17 protein-coding genes and 1 tRNA gene are annotated in these 14331 nt (G+C 69.0%); 11 read left to right on the top strand and 7 right to left on the bottom strand.

Annotated elements, in window-relative coordinates; all coding sequences use genetic code 11:
- Positions 1-16: 16 nt before the first annotated feature.
- Positions 17-91 (bottom strand) — tRNA-Cys (locus ACGFX9_RS06075).
- Between the two features lie 271 nt (positions 92-362).
- Here ACGFX9_RS06075 and ACGFX9_RS06070 point away from each other — a divergent pair.
- The 7 genes from ACGFX9_RS06070 (at position 363) to ACGFX9_RS06040 (ending at position 6609) form a co-directional block, all read left to right on the top strand.
- Complete coding sequence (locus ACGFX9_RS06070; RefSeq protein WP_393465193.1) at positions 363-533, top strand: DUF397 domain-containing protein; 171 nt, start codon at positions 363-365, stop codon at positions 531-533.
- Between the two features lie 98 nt (positions 534-631).
- Positions 632-2086 (top strand): MFS transporter, encoded by a 1455-nt coding sequence (locus tag ACGFX9_RS06065; RefSeq protein ID WP_393465191.1) that lies wholly within the window; start codon positions 632-634, stop codon positions 2084-2086.
- Between the two features lie 45 nt (positions 2087-2131).
- Positions 2132-2329 carry an Arc family DNA-binding protein gene (locus ACGFX9_RS06060; RefSeq protein WP_365484387.1) on the top strand — a complete coding sequence of 66 codons (198 nt, stop codon included), beginning with the start codon at positions 2132-2134 and terminating at the stop codon, positions 2327-2329.
- Positions 2330-2713 (top strand): type II toxin-antitoxin system death-on-curing family toxin, encoded by a 384-nt coding sequence (locus ACGFX9_RS06055; RefSeq protein WP_393465188.1) that lies wholly within the window; start codon positions 2330-2332, stop codon positions 2711-2713. It begins immediately after the preceding gene.
- 111 nt (positions 2714-2824) lie between these two features.
- On the top strand, positions 2825-4621 hold the full coding sequence (locus ACGFX9_RS06050) for a DEAD/DEAH box helicase (RefSeq protein ID WP_393465184.1): 1797 nt from the start codon (positions 2825-2827) through the stop codon (positions 4619-4621).
- Positions 4622-4964: 343 nt separating this feature from the next.
- The gene (locus ACGFX9_RS06045) at positions 4965-5606 is read left to right on the top strand and encodes an IclR family transcriptional regulator (protein WP_393465182.1); all 642 of its coding nucleotides are present in this window, start codon (positions 4965-4967) and stop codon (positions 5604-5606) included.
- A gap of 196 nt (positions 5607-5802) precedes the next feature.
- Positions 5803-6609 carry a S16 family serine protease gene (locus ACGFX9_RS06040; RefSeq protein ID WP_393465180.1) on the top strand — a complete coding sequence of 269 codons (807 nt, stop codon included), beginning with the start codon at positions 5803-5805 and terminating at the stop codon, positions 6607-6609.
- A gap of 148 nt (positions 6610-6757) precedes the next feature.
- Here ACGFX9_RS06040 and ACGFX9_RS06035 read toward each other — a convergent pair whose 3' ends face one another.
- The 6 genes from ACGFX9_RS06035 to ACGFX9_RS06010 form a co-directional block, all read right to left on the bottom strand.
- Positions 6758-7420 (bottom strand): ArsR/SmtB family transcription factor, encoded by a 663-nt coding sequence (locus ACGFX9_RS06035; RefSeq protein WP_393465177.1) that lies wholly within the window; start codon positions 7418-7420, stop codon positions 6758-6760.
- 69 nt (positions 7421-7489) lie between these two features.
- A complete protein-coding gene (locus tag ACGFX9_RS06030) occupies positions 7490-8458 on the bottom strand; it encodes a glycine betaine ABC transporter substrate-binding protein (protein ID WP_393465175.1) in 969 nt (322 codons plus the stop codon).
- Positions 8455-9231 carry an ABC transporter permease gene (locus ACGFX9_RS06025; RefSeq protein WP_393465692.1) on the bottom strand — a complete coding sequence of 259 codons (777 nt, stop codon included), beginning with the start codon at positions 9229-9231 and terminating at the stop codon, positions 8455-8457. The genes ACGFX9_RS06030 and ACGFX9_RS06025 overlap by 4 nt, the downstream gene beginning before the upstream one ends.
- A gap of 125 nt (positions 9232-9356) precedes the next feature.
- A complete protein-coding gene (locus tag ACGFX9_RS06020) occupies positions 9357-10652 on the bottom strand; it encodes a betaine/proline/choline family ABC transporter ATP-binding protein (protein WP_393465172.1) in 1296 nt (431 codons plus the stop codon).
- Entirely contained in the window at positions 10645-11292 is a 648-nt protein-coding gene (locus ACGFX9_RS06015) for an ABC transporter permease (RefSeq protein WP_393465688.1), read from the bottom strand. Before ACGFX9_RS06015 ends, ACGFX9_RS06020 begins: the two co-directional genes overlap by 8 nt.
- Before the next feature lie 99 nt (positions 11293-11391).
- Positions 11392-11862 carry an Lrp/AsnC family transcriptional regulator gene (locus tag ACGFX9_RS06010; RefSeq protein WP_393465170.1) on the bottom strand — a complete coding sequence of 157 codons (471 nt, stop codon included), beginning with the start codon at positions 11860-11862 and terminating at the stop codon, positions 11392-11394.
- Between the two features lie 133 nt (positions 11863-11995).
- Between ACGFX9_RS06010 and hppD the strand changes: the two genes are divergently transcribed.
- From hppD to nthA, 4 genes are read left to right on the top strand one after another with little or no spacing between them, the layout of a single operon-like run.
- Positions 11996-13156, top strand: coding sequence for a 4-hydroxyphenylpyruvate dioxygenase (hppD, locus tag ACGFX9_RS06005; protein ID WP_393465168.1), 1161 nt, complete (start codon positions 11996-11998; stop codon positions 13154-13156).
- A 35-nt stretch (positions 13157-13191) separates the two neighbouring features.
- Positions 13192-13473, top strand: a complete 282-nt coding sequence (locus ACGFX9_RS06000; RefSeq protein WP_393465165.1) for a hypothetical protein — start codon at positions 13192-13194, stop codon at positions 13471-13473.
- Positions 13466-13744: an SH3-like domain-containing protein gene (locus ACGFX9_RS05995; RefSeq protein ID WP_393465162.1), complete on the top strand. Its 279-nt coding sequence runs from the start codon at positions 13466-13468 to the stop codon at positions 13742-13744. Before ACGFX9_RS06000 ends, ACGFX9_RS05995 begins: the two co-directional genes overlap by 8 nt.
- The gene (gene nthA / locus ACGFX9_RS05990; protein ID WP_393465159.1) at positions 13744-14328 is read left to right on the top strand and encodes a nitrile hydratase subunit alpha; all 585 of its coding nucleotides are present in this window, start codon (positions 13744-13746) and stop codon (positions 14326-14328) included. Before ACGFX9_RS05995 ends, nthA begins: the two co-directional genes overlap by 1 nt.
- Positions 14329-14331 lie beyond the last annotated feature (3 nt).

Below are 14331 nucleotides of genomic sequence, written 5' to 3'. Positions count from 1 at the left end.
CCCTCGGGCTGTTCTCTGGAGGCCGTGGCGGGAATCGAACCCGCGTAACTGGATTTGCAGTCCAGCCCCTAAGCCACTCGGGCACACGGCCGAGCTTGAACTCGACCCCTTGAAGCTAGCCGTGGCCGGCGGGATCGTTCAAGGAATCTTGGGCTGCTGCAACGGGACTGCCATACGGCGTTCATGATTCAGGGTGCCGGGCTCTCACACTGTTTTGCAGGGGGGCGAGCCCGGTCCCGTGCCCCAGCGGTCGGACAGGGCGGCGACCAGGAGCAGACCTCGGCCCGACTCGGCGTAGACGGGCGGCAGTTGGACCCCGCCTCGGTGAGTGTGAGCGCCAGACGGAAGCTTCTGCCGGGTACGTGGCCGTGCAGCGCGGCGTTGCTCGCCAGCTCGGTGGCGAGGACGGCGTAGAGATCGCCACCACCCCCGTCACCATTCACCTCCGCGACTCCAAGAACCCCCAGGGCCCCTGGCTTGCCGTCACCCCCGCCGCATGGGGCGACTTCGTGACGTACGCGTCCGGGAGCTGACCGACCTGGGGCGAGCCGGAGACGTACGACCAAGGGACCAGAGGGCCACCGACCCCGGACAGGGGTCAAAGCCCGCCACGCCCCTTACGCTGGCCAGCATGAGCGCCCTGGAACCACGCGACGCCGAAGTCGCCGCCGCCCCAATAGTCCCGCCGTCCGAGCTCCAGGGCGGAATTCTGCGCGCCCCCTACCGCGCGCTCAGCCTCGGCATCGTCTCCGTGGTTCTGCTCATCGCCTTCGAGGCGACGGCCGTAGGGACCGCGATGCCGGTCGCGGCCCGTGAGCTGGACGGCGTCTCGCTCTACGCCTTCGCCTTCTCCGCGTACTTCACCACCAGCCTCTTCGGCATGGTGCTCTCCGGGCAGTGGGCCGACCGGCGCGGGCCGCTGGGGCCGCTCGCCACCGGGATCGGGCTGTTCGCGGCGGGGCTGCTGCTCTCCGGGACCGCCCAGGCCATGTGGATGTTCATCCTCGGCCGTGCCGTGCAGGGGCTCGGCGGCGGGCTCGTCATCGTCGCGCTGTACGTCGTCGTCAGCCGCGCCTACCCGGAGCACCTGCGGCCGTCCATCCTGGCGGCGTTCGCGGCGAGCTGGGTGGTGCCGTCCGTGGTCGGGCCGCTGGTCTCCGGGACGGTCACCGAGCAGCTCGGCTGGCGTTGGGTCTTCCTCGGGATCCCGGTGCTCGTCGCGGCGCCGCTCGCGCTCGCCCTGCCGCAGATCCGGCGCAGGGCCGCCGGGCCCGTCGACTCCGATGCGGCGCCCGGACCCTTCGACCGCCGCCGCATCCGGCTCGCGCTCGGCATCTCGCTGGGGGCGGCCCTCCTCCAGTACGCGGGTCAGGAACTGCGCTGGCTCTCGCTGCTGCCCGCCGTGCTCGGCGCGGCCGTGCTCGTGCCCGCCGTCCTCGGGCTGCTGCCGCGCGGCACGTACCGGGCCGCCCGTGGCCTGCCCTCCGTCGTCCTGCTTCGCGGCATAGCCGCCGGGTCGTTCATCGCGGCCGAGTCCTTCGTGCCGCTGATGCTCGTCACCCAGCGCGGGCTCTCGCCGACCCTGGCAGGACTCTCGCTCGCCGTGGGCGGTGCGACCTGGGCGTTCGGGTCGTTCGTACAGTCGCGGCCTGCCATGGAGCCACACCGGACCCGGCTCATGGTCGTCGGGATGCTCCTGGTCGCCGCCGCCATCGCCGCCGCGCCCACGGTCCTGATCGACGCCGTGCCCGTCTGGATCGTGGCGGTGGCCTGGGCCTTCGGCTGCCTCGGCATGGGCACGGTGATCGGCTCGACGAGCGTGCTGCTCCTCCGCCTCTCGGCGCCGCAGGACGCGGGCGCGAACTCCGCCGCCCTCCAGATCTCCGACGGCCTCTCCAACGCTCTGCTGCTGGCCGCCGGAGGCGCCGCCTTCGCCGCGCTGGGCGGCGGCATGGTGGACGCGCACGGCTCCACCGGGGTGGGCGGCTCGCACCCCGGGGCCTTCGTCGCCGTGTTCCTGCCGATGGCGGCGGTCGCGCTGGTGGGGGCTTGGGTGGGGACGCGGTTGAGGGAGCGGTCGGCCTAAGTGGTACCACTTTGACCCCATCAGTAGTACCATCGCGGTATGGCTATGAACCTTCGTATGCGTGACGACCAGCAGGAGGCGCTCAAGCTGCGTGCCGAGGAGGAGGGGCGCAGTATGCACGCCATAGTGCTTCAGGCGATTGACCGGTATCTGGAGCAGGAGGCGGACCGGGCGACTGTCCGCCGATTGGGGGCCAAGTACGCGGCGGGCCACGCCGACCTGCTGCGGAGGCTGGGGGAGTAGATGAAGTACCTCACGGCCCAGGAAGTCCTGGACCTGGCGGAACTTGCCTGCGGGGAGCAGGAAGTCGCCGTACGTGACTTCGGGCTGCTCAGCTCGGCCGTCCACCGTCCCCAGTCACAGATGTTCGGCATCGAGGCGTACACGGACCTGTTCGAGAAGGCCGCCGCGCTGCTCCAGTCGCTTGCCGTGAACCACCCCTTGGTCGACGGCAACAAGCGCATGGCGTGGATGAGTACCGTCGTGTTCCTGGACTTCAACGGCACTGACATGATCGACGTCGACCAGGACGAGGCGTACAAGCTGGTCATCGAGGTGGCCAGCGGTGACCTGGACGACGTGGGGCTGATCTCCCGGCGGCTGCGAGGTCTGCACGAAGCCATGTGACCCCTGTCGCACCCGGGGTTGAAGCGATGACGTCACCCCCGGGAAGCGGCGGGGTCACCGGTAGGGTGGCCCGGTTGTCGTACGTACCCGAGCTGCCAAAATCCGGAGACCGTGACTACCACCGCCGCCAACTCCGCCTCCCACCACCTCTCTCCAGCCTTCCCCGGCCGCGCCCCCTGGGGCACCGCCAACAAGCTGCGCGCCTGGCAGCAGGGGGCGATGGAGCGGTACCTCCAGGAGCAGCCGCGTGACTTCCTGGCCGTCGCGACGCCCGGCGCCGGCAAGACGACGTTCGCGCTGACGCTCGCGTCCTGGCTACTGCACCACCATGTCGTGCAGCAGGTGACGGTGGTCGCGCCGACCGAGCACCTGAAGAAGCAGTGGGCGGAGGCCGCGGCCAAGATAGGGATCAAGCTGGACCCGGAGTACAGCGCGGGACCGCTCAGCAAGGAGTACCAGGGCATCGCCATCACGTACGCCGGTGTCGGCGTGCGGCCCATGCTCCACCGCAACCGCGTCGAGCAGCGCAAGACCCTCGTGATCCTGGACGAGATCCACCACGCCGGTGACTCGAAGTCGTGGGGCGAGGCCTGCCTGGAGGCCTTCGAGCCCGCCACCCGGCGGCTCGCCCTCACCGGCACGCCCTTCAGGTCCGACACCAACCCGATCCCCTTCGTCGCGTACGAGGAAGGCAACGACGGCATCCGGCGGTCGGCCGCCGACTACACGTACGGATACGGGAGCGCGCTCGGCGACGGCGTCGTCCGGCCCGTCATCTTCCTCTCCTACTCCGGCAACATGCGGTGGCGGACCAAGGCCGGCGACGAGATCGCCGCGCGGCTCGGCGAGCCCATGACCAAGGACGCGATCTCGCAGGCCTGGCGCACCGCCCTCGACGCGCGCGGCGAGTGGATGCCGAACGTGCTGAAGGCCGCCGACCAGCGCCTTACGGAGGTCAGGAAGGCCATCCCGGACGCCGGTGGGCTCGTCATCGCCTCCGACCAGGACTCCGCCCGCTCCTACGCCAAGCTGATCCGCGAGCTCACCGGGGAGAAGGCCACCGTCGTCCTCTCCGACGACACGGGCGCGTCCAAGCGGATCGACGACTTCACTGCGAGCAACGACCGGTGGATGGTCGCGGTCCGGATGGTGTCCGAGGGCGTCGACGTCCCGCGGCTCGCTGTGGGCGTGTACGCGACCACGATCTCGACGCCGCTCTTCTTCGCCCAGGCAGTGGGCCGTTTCGTGCGTTCACGGCGTCGCGGCGAGACCGCGTCCGTCTTCCTGCCCACCGTCCCCGACCTCCTCGGCCACGCCAACGAGATGGAGGTCGAGCGCGACCACGTACTCGACAAGCCGAAGAAGGAAGGCGAAGAGGACCCCTACGCCGAGTCCGAGAAGGAGATGGACGAGGCGAACAAGGAGGAGGACGAGGACACCGGCGAGCAGGAACAGTTCTCCTTCGAGGCCCTGGAATCCGATGCCGTCTTCGACCGCGTCCTCTTCGACGGCGCCGAATTCGGCATGCAGGCCCACCCGGGGAGCGAGGAGGAGCAGGACTATCTGGGCATCCCCGGTCTGCTCGAACCCGACCAGGTGCAGATGCTGCTCCAGAAGCGGCAGGCCCGGCAGATCGCGCACAGCAAGAAGCGGCCCGACGACGAGGCGGATCTTCTCGAACTGCCTGCCGAGCGGCGGCCCGTGGTCTCCCACAAGGAGATGCTCGAACTGAGGAAGCAGCTCAACACGATGGTCGGTGCGTACGTCCATCAGAGCGGGAAGCCGCACGGCGTGATCCACACCGAGCTGCGCCGCACCTGCGGCGGGCCGCCCAGCGCGGAGGCCACCGCCGGGCAGCTGCGGCAGCGCATCGCGAAGGTGGGGGAGTGGGCCACCCGCATGAAGTAGGCGCCTTCAGGTGAAGCGCTTCCCCTTCAGGTGAAGCGCTTCCCGGCGGCGGGGAGGAGGGGTGCGTTCCGTGTGCGGGAGTGGTGCACGCTGCCGCCGGAGCGCCCCGCGTATGGGGCATTGCGCCCCTAATCTCTTCTCCTGTGCCCGGATTCTGGACGGAGTCTTCCGCTGAGCGGGACGGCCTCGCTACTGTCCCCGCAACGTACACGCCCCGTGGCAGCGCCGCCGCGGAGCGCAGCCGGAGTTCCGACCGGCGGCCTCTGACGCGCGTCGCCCACGGGACCGGCGACGCAACCGCCGCGTAAAGGGGCCGTCGACCCTCACCTAAGGAGTGGGCGTCGTGACCGCGGAGACTTCCCAGACGCTCGACCGAGGACTGCGTGTCCTCAAGCTGTTGGCCGACACCGATCACGGGCTCACCGTCACCGAGCTGTCGAACAAGCTCGGTGTGAACCGCACCGTTGTGTACCGCCTCCTCGCCACCCTTGAGCAGCACGCGCTGGTCCGCCGTGACCTGGGCGGTCGCGCCCGGGTCGGCCTCGGGGTGCTGAGGCTCGGCCGCCAGGTGCATCCGCTGGTGCGGGAGGCCGCGCTGCCGGCGCTGCGTTCCCTCGCCGAGGACATAGGGGCCACGGCGCATCTGACGCTGGTCGACGGCTCCGAGGCCCTCGCCGTAGCCGTCGTGGAGCCGACCTGGACGGATTACCACGTGGCGTACCGCACGGGCTTCCGCCATCCCCTGGACCGGGGCGCCGCGGGGCGCGCCATCCTCGCCGCCCGACAGGGCCTGGCCACCGACCCCGGCTACGCGCTGACGCACGGCGAGCTGGAGGCGGGCGCGAGCGGGGCCGCCGCCGCGCTGGTGGGCGTCACCGGCATTGAGGGGAGCGTGGGGGTCGTCATGCTGGCGGACGCCGTGCCGGAGCGGGTGGGGGCGCGGGTGGTGGATGCGGCTCGGGAGGTTGCCGATGCGTTGCGCTGAGACCGCGGGGGCGGGCGGTGTTCTCTTGGGCGCCGCCCCTGTCACCGGCTGCGCCGAGCTCGTCCTCAAACGCCGGACGGGCTGAGAACTGCATCACCGGCTTCGCCGTGTTCGTCCTCAAGCGCCGGACGGGCTGAAATGTCATCCGACGCCGGACAGAAGGCTCGGCGCTTCTTTCGCACGTTAGATTGATCCCGTGTTCTCCCTCTCTCGTCTCACGCGCCCCAAGGCCCTCGCCGTCTGTGCCGTCCCCGTGATCGCGCTGCTCGCCGTCGCGGGGTTCGTGCCGTTGCCCTTTTCTGTGGCTCAGCCGGGGTCTACGGCGAACGTGCTCGGGGAGTACAAGGGCAAGCCGGTCATCACGGTCACCGGTGCGCCCACCCGGGAGACGAGCGGGCAGCTGCGGATGACGACGATCGTCGCGACAGGGCCGGACATGGACGTGAGCCTGGGCGATGTCGTGGACGGGTGGTTCCGTACGGACCGTTCCGTGATGCCAAGGGACTCGGTGTACCCCACCGGCAACGACGTCAAGGAAGTCGAGAAGCACAACCTCGGCGACATGAAGAAGTCCCAGGACACGGCCACGCAGTCCGCGCTCGCCTACCTCAAGGCGGAGGGTGTGGACGGCACGGACAAGGCGAAGGTCGAGGTCGATCTCGGCAACATCGGGGGGCCCAGCGCGGGCCTCTTCCTCTCCCTCGGCATCATCGACCTCCTCGACGGCAACGGCAGCGGCAAGGACCTGACGGGCGGCCGGAACATCGCCGGCACCGGCACGATCTCCGCCGACGGCAAGGTCGGCCCGGTCGGCGGTGTCTCGATGAAGACGCAGGCGGCGAAGCGGGACGGGGCGAGTGTCTTCCTCGTCCCGGAGGCCGAGTGCGAGGACGCTCAGGCGGAGAAGCCGAAGGGGCTGCGGCTGATCCCGGTCACGACACTGAAGGACACGGTTGACGCGCTGCGTTCCCTGGACCGGGGCGGGAAGGTTCCGAGCTGCTGACGAGGCGAAGCCCTAACTCGACCAGGGTCCAGCCGAGTTGAGTACGAAGGTGGGGGCGGTTCGGGCGCGGGGGCGCCGCCGCGTGCAGGTCGGCGGCCCGGGCGTGGTGCAGCGTCAGGTATATGTCGGGGTGCATGGCTGAGGCCTTTCACTCGGTGGGGCGCGTCGGGAAGACGTGGGTGTGCAGGCGCACCCTGGCGGAGCCGGGAGCGTCCTCGTCGACCGCCAACGGGCGGTAGCTCTCGATGAGTTCGTTGATCTTGCCGCCGAGTTCGGCGGTGAGCTCGGGCGTCAGACGCAGGGTGTAGTCGCTGATGTCGGAGCTCTCCGTCCACGCCGTGGACCAGTCGTGCTGTGTGCCGATCCAGGTGGAGACTTCCGTGGCGTGGAACGTCGCGACCTCGTGGAGGTAGACGGCGACCGCGCCGCGCACCGTCGGGTCGGGGTCGGTCATGAGCGACTCGTCGAGGCGCGTCCCCTGGTGCGCCGACTGCCACCACCGCTCGCGGCCCTTGCCCCGGCCCGGCGCGTCCTCGACGAAGCCGTGCGCGGCGAGCTGGCGCAGGTGGTAACTCGTCGCGCCGCTGGACTCGCCCAGGCGGGCCGCCAGTTGGGAGGCGGTCGCCGGTCCTTCGCGCCGCAGGGAGATGAGCAGCTGCATGCGCAGGGGGTGCGCGAGTCCACGCAGGGAGCGCGGGGTGAGCGTATGGACCTTCCGGTCCTCGGGATTCTCGGGGTTCTCTGGGTCCTCGGGATTTTCTGGGTTCTCGGGGTCCGCCGTGCCGTCCGTCATGCCTGTCAGAGTAGACATGCAAAGACTCCGTTGCAACGCTTTCTCTGCAACGGAGTCTTTGTAACTTCTGGAGGTCCCCCGCCAGAGCTACTCCTTGACGAACCCCTCCTTGATCAACCAGTCCTTCGCCACCTCATGCGCATCCTGCCCCTCCACATCCACCTTGGAGTTCAGTTCCTGGGCGATCTTGTTGTTCAGCTTCTTCGTGATGGGGGCCAGGACCTCCGCGATCTCCGGGTGCTTCTTCAGCGCGTCGGTGTTGATCTCCGGAGCGGCGTTGTAATTGGGGAAGAAGTGCTTGTCGTCCTCCATCACCGCCAGGTTCATCGCCTTGATGCGGCCGTCGGTGGTGAAGACCTCGCCGAACGTGCACGACCCCTTGGAGACCTGGGTGTAGATGATCCCGGTGTCCATCTTGGTGATGTTGGAGTTGGGGATCTTCATCCCGTACTCCTTCTGCATGCCCGGCAGACCGTCCTCACGCGAGGAGAACTCGCTCTCCACGCACAGCGTGACCGCCTTCGGGTCCTTCTTCGACAGGGCCGCCACATCGGACAGGGTCTTCGTCTTGTACTTGGCCTCGTTCTTCCGGTTGGTCGCGAGCGCGTAGGTGTTGTTGAGCGAGGCGGGCGGCAGCCAGGTGACGCCGTTCTTCAGGTCCGCGTCACGCACCGCCTGCCACTGCTTCTGCGGGTCGTCGATGGGGTCGGAGTTGCCGAGGTACGTGATCCAGGCGGTGCCCGTGTACTCGTACATGGCGTCCGCGTCGCCGCTCTTGATGGCCTCGCGGGCGCCGATCGAGCCCTGGATGCCCGTCCGGTCAAGGACGTCCGCGCCCGCGGCCTCGAAGGCGATGCCCATGATCGCGCCGAGGACCAGCTGCTCGGTGAACTCCTTGGAGGCGACGGTCAGGTCGGCGCCCTTCAGGGGCAGCCCCTTGCCGATCGTGCCCGGTTTGACGTCGTCGACCATCGGGCTGCCGCTGGTGAGCCCGCAGCTCACAAGCAGGGCGCCGCCCAGCACACCGACGGCCGCCGTACGCAACGTAAGCCTCATGACCCTGCCTCCAACCCGCGCGGACGCAGGACAAGTTCGGCCAGGGACGCCAGCCAGTCCACCAGGAGCGCGAGGGCGATCGTCAGGATCGAGCCGAGCATGAGCACCGGCATACGCTGATTGGTGATCCCGGTGGTGATCAGGTCGCCCAGGCCGCCGCCACCGCCGAACGTGGCGAGCGTCGCCGTGCCCACGTTCAGTACGAGCGCGGTGCGCACGCCCGCGAGGATCAGCGGTACGGCCAGCGGGAGTTCGACCTTTCCGAGGACTCCCCACGCCGACATGCCGATGCCGCGCGCGGCCTCCAGGAGGGTCGGGTCGTTGGCGTTCAGGCCCGCGATCGTGTTGGAGAGGACCGGCAGGACGGCGTAGATGATGATGCCGATCAGGGCCGCCTTCTCGCCGATGCCGATCCAGATCACCAGGAGGGCGAGCAGGCCGATCGCCGGGGTCGCCTGGCCGATGTTGGCCACGGTCATCGCGGCGGGCGCCGCCTTGCGCAGCCTCTTTCGGGTCAGCAGGATGCCCAGCGGGATCGCGATGATCAGCACGAAGAAGGTGGAGATCACCGTGAGCTGGATGTGCTGGCGCAGTCTGAGCCACACGTTGCCGCCCGCGAGGGCGTTCTTGCTGATCGCGTCCAGGTCGGCCTGTTCGAACCACCACCAGGTGATCAGGAGGACAAGCGCGAGCACCGCGGGCAGGAACGTGAGCTTCTGCCAGCTGATGCGCCGCGTCCTCGGCGTGTCCGGCGGGGGACCCGCGGGGCGGATCTCGGGTCCGTCACCGGGTCCGTCACCGACGGTGTCACTGGGGGTGTCACTGGGGGTGTCACCGGGGGTGACGCCGAGGGACGGCTTGTGGTCGGGGGGCCGGGGGTTGCTCCCGGGGATGCCGTTCACGCCTTCGACTCCCCTCCGACGCCCTCCTGCTCGTGGTGGGTCAGCTCGGCGCGCTGCGCCTCCAGGTCATGCTGGTGCTCCATGGCGTCGAGCCGGTCGGCCTCCAGCATTTCGTGCACGGAGTTCATCAGGGTCTCCATGTCCACGACGCCGGTGTACTCCCCGCGCCGCCCGGTGACCGCGACCCGCCCCGCGTTGTCCGTGAGGACCGCTTCGAGCGCGTCGCGCAGCGTGGCGTCGCGGGTGACCGTGTCGTGGACGAGGGTCCCGGCGCGGGCGAGCGACCCCTTGGCGCGCATCAGGTCACCGCGCCGGAGCCACTTGTAGGGGCGGCCGCGCTTGTCGAGGAGGAGCAGTTCGTTCGTGCCGCTCTCCCGCAGTTTGTCGAAGATGTCCTGGAGCGGGTCGTCGACGGTCACCGTCGCGAAGTCGGCGATCTCCACATCACGTACGCGGGTGAGGTTGAGCCGCTTGAGAGCCGCCCCCGCGCCCACGAACCCCGACACGAAGTCGTCGGCGGGGTTGGTGAGAATGGCTTCCGGGGTGTCGAACTGCGCGATGTGCGAGCGCTCCCGCAGGACCGCGATGCGGTCGCCGAGCTTGATGGCCTCGTCGAAGTCGTGCGTGACGAAGACGATCGTCTTGTGCAGCTCGTGCTGGAGCCGGATCAGCTCGTCCTGGAGATGGTCGCGGGTGATCGGGTCGACCGCGCCGAACGGCTCGTCCATCAGGAGCACGGGCGGATCGGCCGCCAACGCCCGTGCCACACCCACGCGTTGCTGCTGGCCGCCGGAGAGCTGGCGCGGATAGCGTCCGTGGAACTCGCCCGGGTCGAGCCCGACGAGGTCGAGCATCTCCTCGACCCGGGACTTGATCCGCGACTTCCCCCAGCCGACCATCTTCGGTACGAGGGCGATGTTCTGGGCGACGGTCATGTGCGGGAAGAGCCCGGACGACTGGATCGCGTAGCCCACCTTGCGGCGCAGCTTCACCGGGTCCATGTCGGTGACGTCCTCGCCGCCGATGCGGATGCGTCCCCCTGTCGGCTCGATGAGCCGGTTGATCATCTTGAGCGTGGTCGACTTACCGCAGCCGGACGGGCCGACGAGGATGACGATCTCGCCCGCCTTGATCTCCATGTTGACGCTGTCCACCGCGGGTTCGTTGCTGCCCGGATAGCGCTTGGTGAGGTTCTCCAGCTCGATCGTCGCCCCGGTGGTGGCGTTCGCGGCCGGGCCCGCCGCGGCCTCGGTCGTCGCGCCGTCGCCGGACGTCGCGGTGGTCTCAGACACGGATACCCCTCGGGATCGTCAGCCGGCCGATCAGGACGTACGCGGCGTCGAAGAGCAGCGCCAGGATGATGATCCCGAGCGTGCCCGCGAGCACCTGGTTGAGCGCGTTCTTGCTGCCGAGCGAGCCGATGCCGCGGAAGATCTCGTTGCCGAGGCCGGGGCCCGACGCGTACGCGGCGATGGCCGCGATGCCCATCAGCATCTGCGTGGAGACACGGATGCCGGTCAGGATCGGCGGCCAGGCGAGCGGCAGCTCCACCCTCATCAGCCGGGCGGCGCGCGACATCCCGATGCCCTTCGCCGCGTCGACCAGGGAGGGGTCGACCCCGCGCAGGCCGACGATGGCGTTGCGCACGATGGGGAGCAGGCCGTAGAGGGTCAGCGCGATGACCGTCGGCGCGACACCGAGGCCGACGACGGGGATCAGCAGGCCGATCATGGCGAGCGAGGGGATGGTGAGGATGGTGGAGGTCGCCGTCGTCGCCAGGTTGCCCGCCCACTCGCTGCGGTAGGTGACGACGCCGATCAGTACTCCGATGACGGTCGCCACGACCATGCACTGGAAGACTGCGCTGGCGTGCTGGTAGGCATCCGCCAGCAACTGCTGGTGGCGGTTGCCGAGGTAGTCCCAGAAGTTCACTGAACTGCTCACCTCGCCCAGGCGCGGTTCAGATGGCGCCGGGAGTCTCCAGGCGCCCGCGTGCTGCGTACGTCGTGTTCGTTTCCCTACCTACCCGCATCAGGTGTCTTCTGACGCCTGTTCGACCAGCGGGATGATCCGCAGCGGAACAGGGTTCTCCATGACGATCGCCGTGGAGGCCCGGACGATGCCATCAAAACCCACTACCCGGTCGATCACACGTTGGAGATCCGCGTTCGAACGGGCGACGAGACGGCAGAGCATGTCGCCGTGGCCGGTGATGGTGTGCAGTTCGAGGACTTCGGCGACGGTCGCCAAATGCGCCCGTACGTCGGCGCCCTGGCCCTGTTTGATCTCCAGGGTGGCGAAGGCGGTGACGGGGTAGCCGAGGGCGGCCGGGTCTACCTCCGGGCCGAAGCCGCGGATGACTCCGTTCGACTGAAGCCGGTCCATCCGGGCCTGCACGGTCCCGCGCGCGACACCGAGGCGTCGGGACGCCTCCAGGACGCCGATACGGGGCTCCCGGGCGAGCAGCACGATGAGCCTGCCGTCCAGCTGATCGATCGCCATGGTGCGCTCTTCTCCGCTTCCGGGGTGGTCATCATGTACAGATAGCCCGCTCATACTGGCCGTCTACTGGTCAGTTTGCCCACCAAATTCGCGAACTATTGCGCACCTTGCGATACGGCGGGAGCCTGCGGACATGGCAGCTACCGCGAACACCCAGCCCATCGCCACCACCCCCCACACCGCGCGCGAGGCCGATCCCTTCCCGGTCAAGGGAATGGACGCGGTCGTCTTCGCCGTGGGCAACGCCAAACAGGCGGCCCACTACTACTCGACGGCCTTCGGCATGAAGCTCGTCGCGTACGCCGGTCCGGAGACGGGCAGCCGTGAGACCGCCTCGTACGTCCTGACCAACGGCGGGGCCCGCTTCGTCCTCACCTCCGTCATCAAGGCCTCCACGGAGTGGGGCCAGTTCATAGAGGGGCATGTCGCCGAGCACGGCGACGGCGTCGTCGACCTCGCCATCGAGGTGCCGGACGCGCGGGCCGCGTACGCGTACGCCGTCGAGCACGGCGCCCGCGGTCTCACCGAGCCGTACGAGGTCAAGGACGAGAACGGCACGGTGGTGCTCGCCGCCATCGCGACGTACGGCAAGACCCGCCACACGCTGGTCGAGCGCACCGGCTACGACGGCCCCTACCTGCCCGGCTTCAAGACCGCGTCGCCGATCGTCGAGCCGCCCGCCAAGCGGACCTTCCAGGCGATCGACCACTGCGTGGGCAACGTCGAGCTCGGCAAGATGAACGAGTGGGTCGCCTTCTACAACAAGGTCATGGGCTTCACGAACATGAAGGAGTTCGTGGGCGACGACATCGCGACGGAGTACAGCGCGCTGATGTCGAAGGTGGTGGCGGACGGCACCCTGAAGGTGAAGTTCCCCATCAACGAGCCGGCCATCGCCAAGAAGAAGTCCCAGATCGACGAGTACCTGGAGTTCTACGGCGGCGCGGGCGTCCAGCACATCGCGCTCGCCACGAACGACATCGTGGAGTCCGTACGCACCATGCGCGCGGCCGGCGTCCAGTTCCTCGACACCCCGGACTCGTACTACGACACGCTGGGGGAGTGGGCGGGCGAGACGCGTGTCCCCGTCGAGACCCTGCGCGAGCTGAAGATCCTCGTGGACCGCGACGAGGACGGCTACCTGCTGCAGATCTTCACCAAGCCGGTCCAGGACCGGCCGACGGTCTTCTTCGAGATGATCGAGCGGCACGGGTCGATGGGCTTCGGGAAGGGCAACTTCAAGGCGCTGTTCGAGGCGATCGAGCGGGAGCAGGAAAAGCGGGGCAATCTGTAGGGGCGAACCACCGGGTTGCTGGTTAAAGTGCGGGAATGGCCAGGATCAATGACGTCGGCGGGATGACGGGCTTCGGGCCCATCGACACCACCGACGACGCGGAGCCCTTCCACGCGGACTGGGAGGCGCGGGTGTTCGCGCTCAACAGTGCGCTGGTGCGGGAGGGCGTCTACAACCTGGACGAGTTCAGGGACGCCGTGGAGACGATGCCGCCGGGTGAGTACCTGGCGGCTTCGTACTACGAGCGGTGGTTCCACGCGATCCGGGTGCTGCTTGAGCGCAAGGGCGTGTTGGCGGTGGGTGAGCCGGATGAGTGACCGGTTCGTTTCCGGAGCCCGAGTCCGCACCGTCCACCACGACCCGACCCACCACACCCGCCTGCCGCGTTACGCCCGGGGCAAGCGGGGCGTGGTGGTCGAGCCCGAGGGCCGGCACGCGCTGGCGGACGTCCGCTCGCGGGGGCGGTCGGACGCGCCGGTGGAGCAGGTGTACGCGGTGCGGTTCGCCGCGCGGGAACTGTGGGGCGAGGGCGACCACGGGGTGGTGCTCGACCTGTGGGAGAGCTACTTGGAACCGGAGGACGACTGATGTCCGGCACACATTCCGACGCCGTGATCTCTCGCCGAGTGCGGGCCCTGGAAACCCTGTTGGAGGAACGCGGGGTGATCGGTCCGACGGTTCTGGACGAGGCCCTGGACGCGTTCCTGGCGGGGGCGACCCCGCTGAACGGGGCGCGGGTGGTGGCACGGGCGTGGACGGACCCGGAGTTCAAGGAGCGCCTCCTGGCGGACGGTACGTCGGCGGTGGCGGAACTCGGCTACTCCGCGGGCGGCGTCCAGCCCCAACGCCTCCGGGTGGTGGAGAACACCGAGGACACCCACAACGTCGTGGTCTGCACGCTCTGCTCCTGCTACCCGGTGCGGCTGCTCGGGCCCTCTCCCGGCTGGTACAAGAGCGAGGCCTATCGCTCCCGCGTGGTGCGTGAACCGCGGGCGGTGCTCGCGGAGTTCGGCTTCACCTTGCCGCCGGACACGGAGATCACGGTGTGGGACTCCAGCGCGGAGACCCGCTACATGGTGCTGCCCCGCCGCCCCACCACGGGGTCCCTCCGGGAGGAAGACCTGACGGCGATGGTCACCCGCAACGCGCTGATCGGCACGGCACCGCTTTAGCCC

The organism is Streptomyces sp. NPDC048436, assembly GCF_043200355.1.
GTDB lineage: Bacteria > Actinomycetota > Actinomycetes > Streptomycetales > Streptomycetaceae > Streptomyces.
Note: the sequence above shows the minus strand (reverse complement) of the source record. Positions and strands in the feature narration are given on the sequence as shown.

Excerpts from the sequence above, each read along its gene's own strand:
- ACGFX9_RS06065 (WP_393465191.1), top strand. The coding sequence starts at position 632 with ATGAGCGCCCTGGAACCACGCGACGCCGAAGTCGCCGCCGCCCCAATA.
- ACGFX9_RS06010 (WP_393465170.1), bottom strand. The coding sequence starts at position 11,862 with ATGGCGATCGATCAGCTGGACGGCAGGCTCATCGTGCTGCTCGCCCGG.
- ACGFX9_RS06030 (WP_393465175.1), bottom strand. The coding sequence starts at position 8,458 with ATGAGGCTTACGTTGCGTACGGCGGCCGTCGGTGTGCTGGGCGGCGCC.
- ACGFX9_RS06000 (WP_393465165.1), top strand. The coding sequence starts at position 13,192 with ATGGCCAGGATCAATGACGTCGGCGGGATGACGGGCTTCGGGCCCATC.
- ACGFX9_RS05995 (WP_393465162.1), top strand. The coding sequence starts at position 13,466 with ATGAGTGACCGGTTCGTTTCCGGAGCCCGAGTCCGCACCGTCCACCAC.
- ACGFX9_RS06060 (WP_365484387.1), top strand. The coding sequence starts at position 2,132 with ATGAACCTTCGTATGCGTGACGACCAGCAGGAGGCGCTCAAGCTGCGT.
- ACGFX9_RS06055 (WP_393465188.1), top strand. The coding sequence starts at position 2,330 with ATGAAGTACCTCACGGCCCAGGAAGTCCTGGACCTGGCGGAACTTGCC.
- nthA (WP_393465159.1), top strand. The coding sequence starts at position 13,744 with ATGTCCGGCACACATTCCGACGCCGTGATCTCTCGCCGAGTGCGGGCC.
- ACGFX9_RS06035 (WP_393465177.1), bottom strand. The coding sequence starts at position 7,420 with ATGTCTACTCTGACAGGCATGACGGACGGCACGGCGGACCCCGAGAAC.
- hppD (WP_393465168.1), top strand. The coding sequence starts at position 11,996 with ATGGCAGCTACCGCGAACACCCAGCCCATCGCCACCACCCCCCACACC.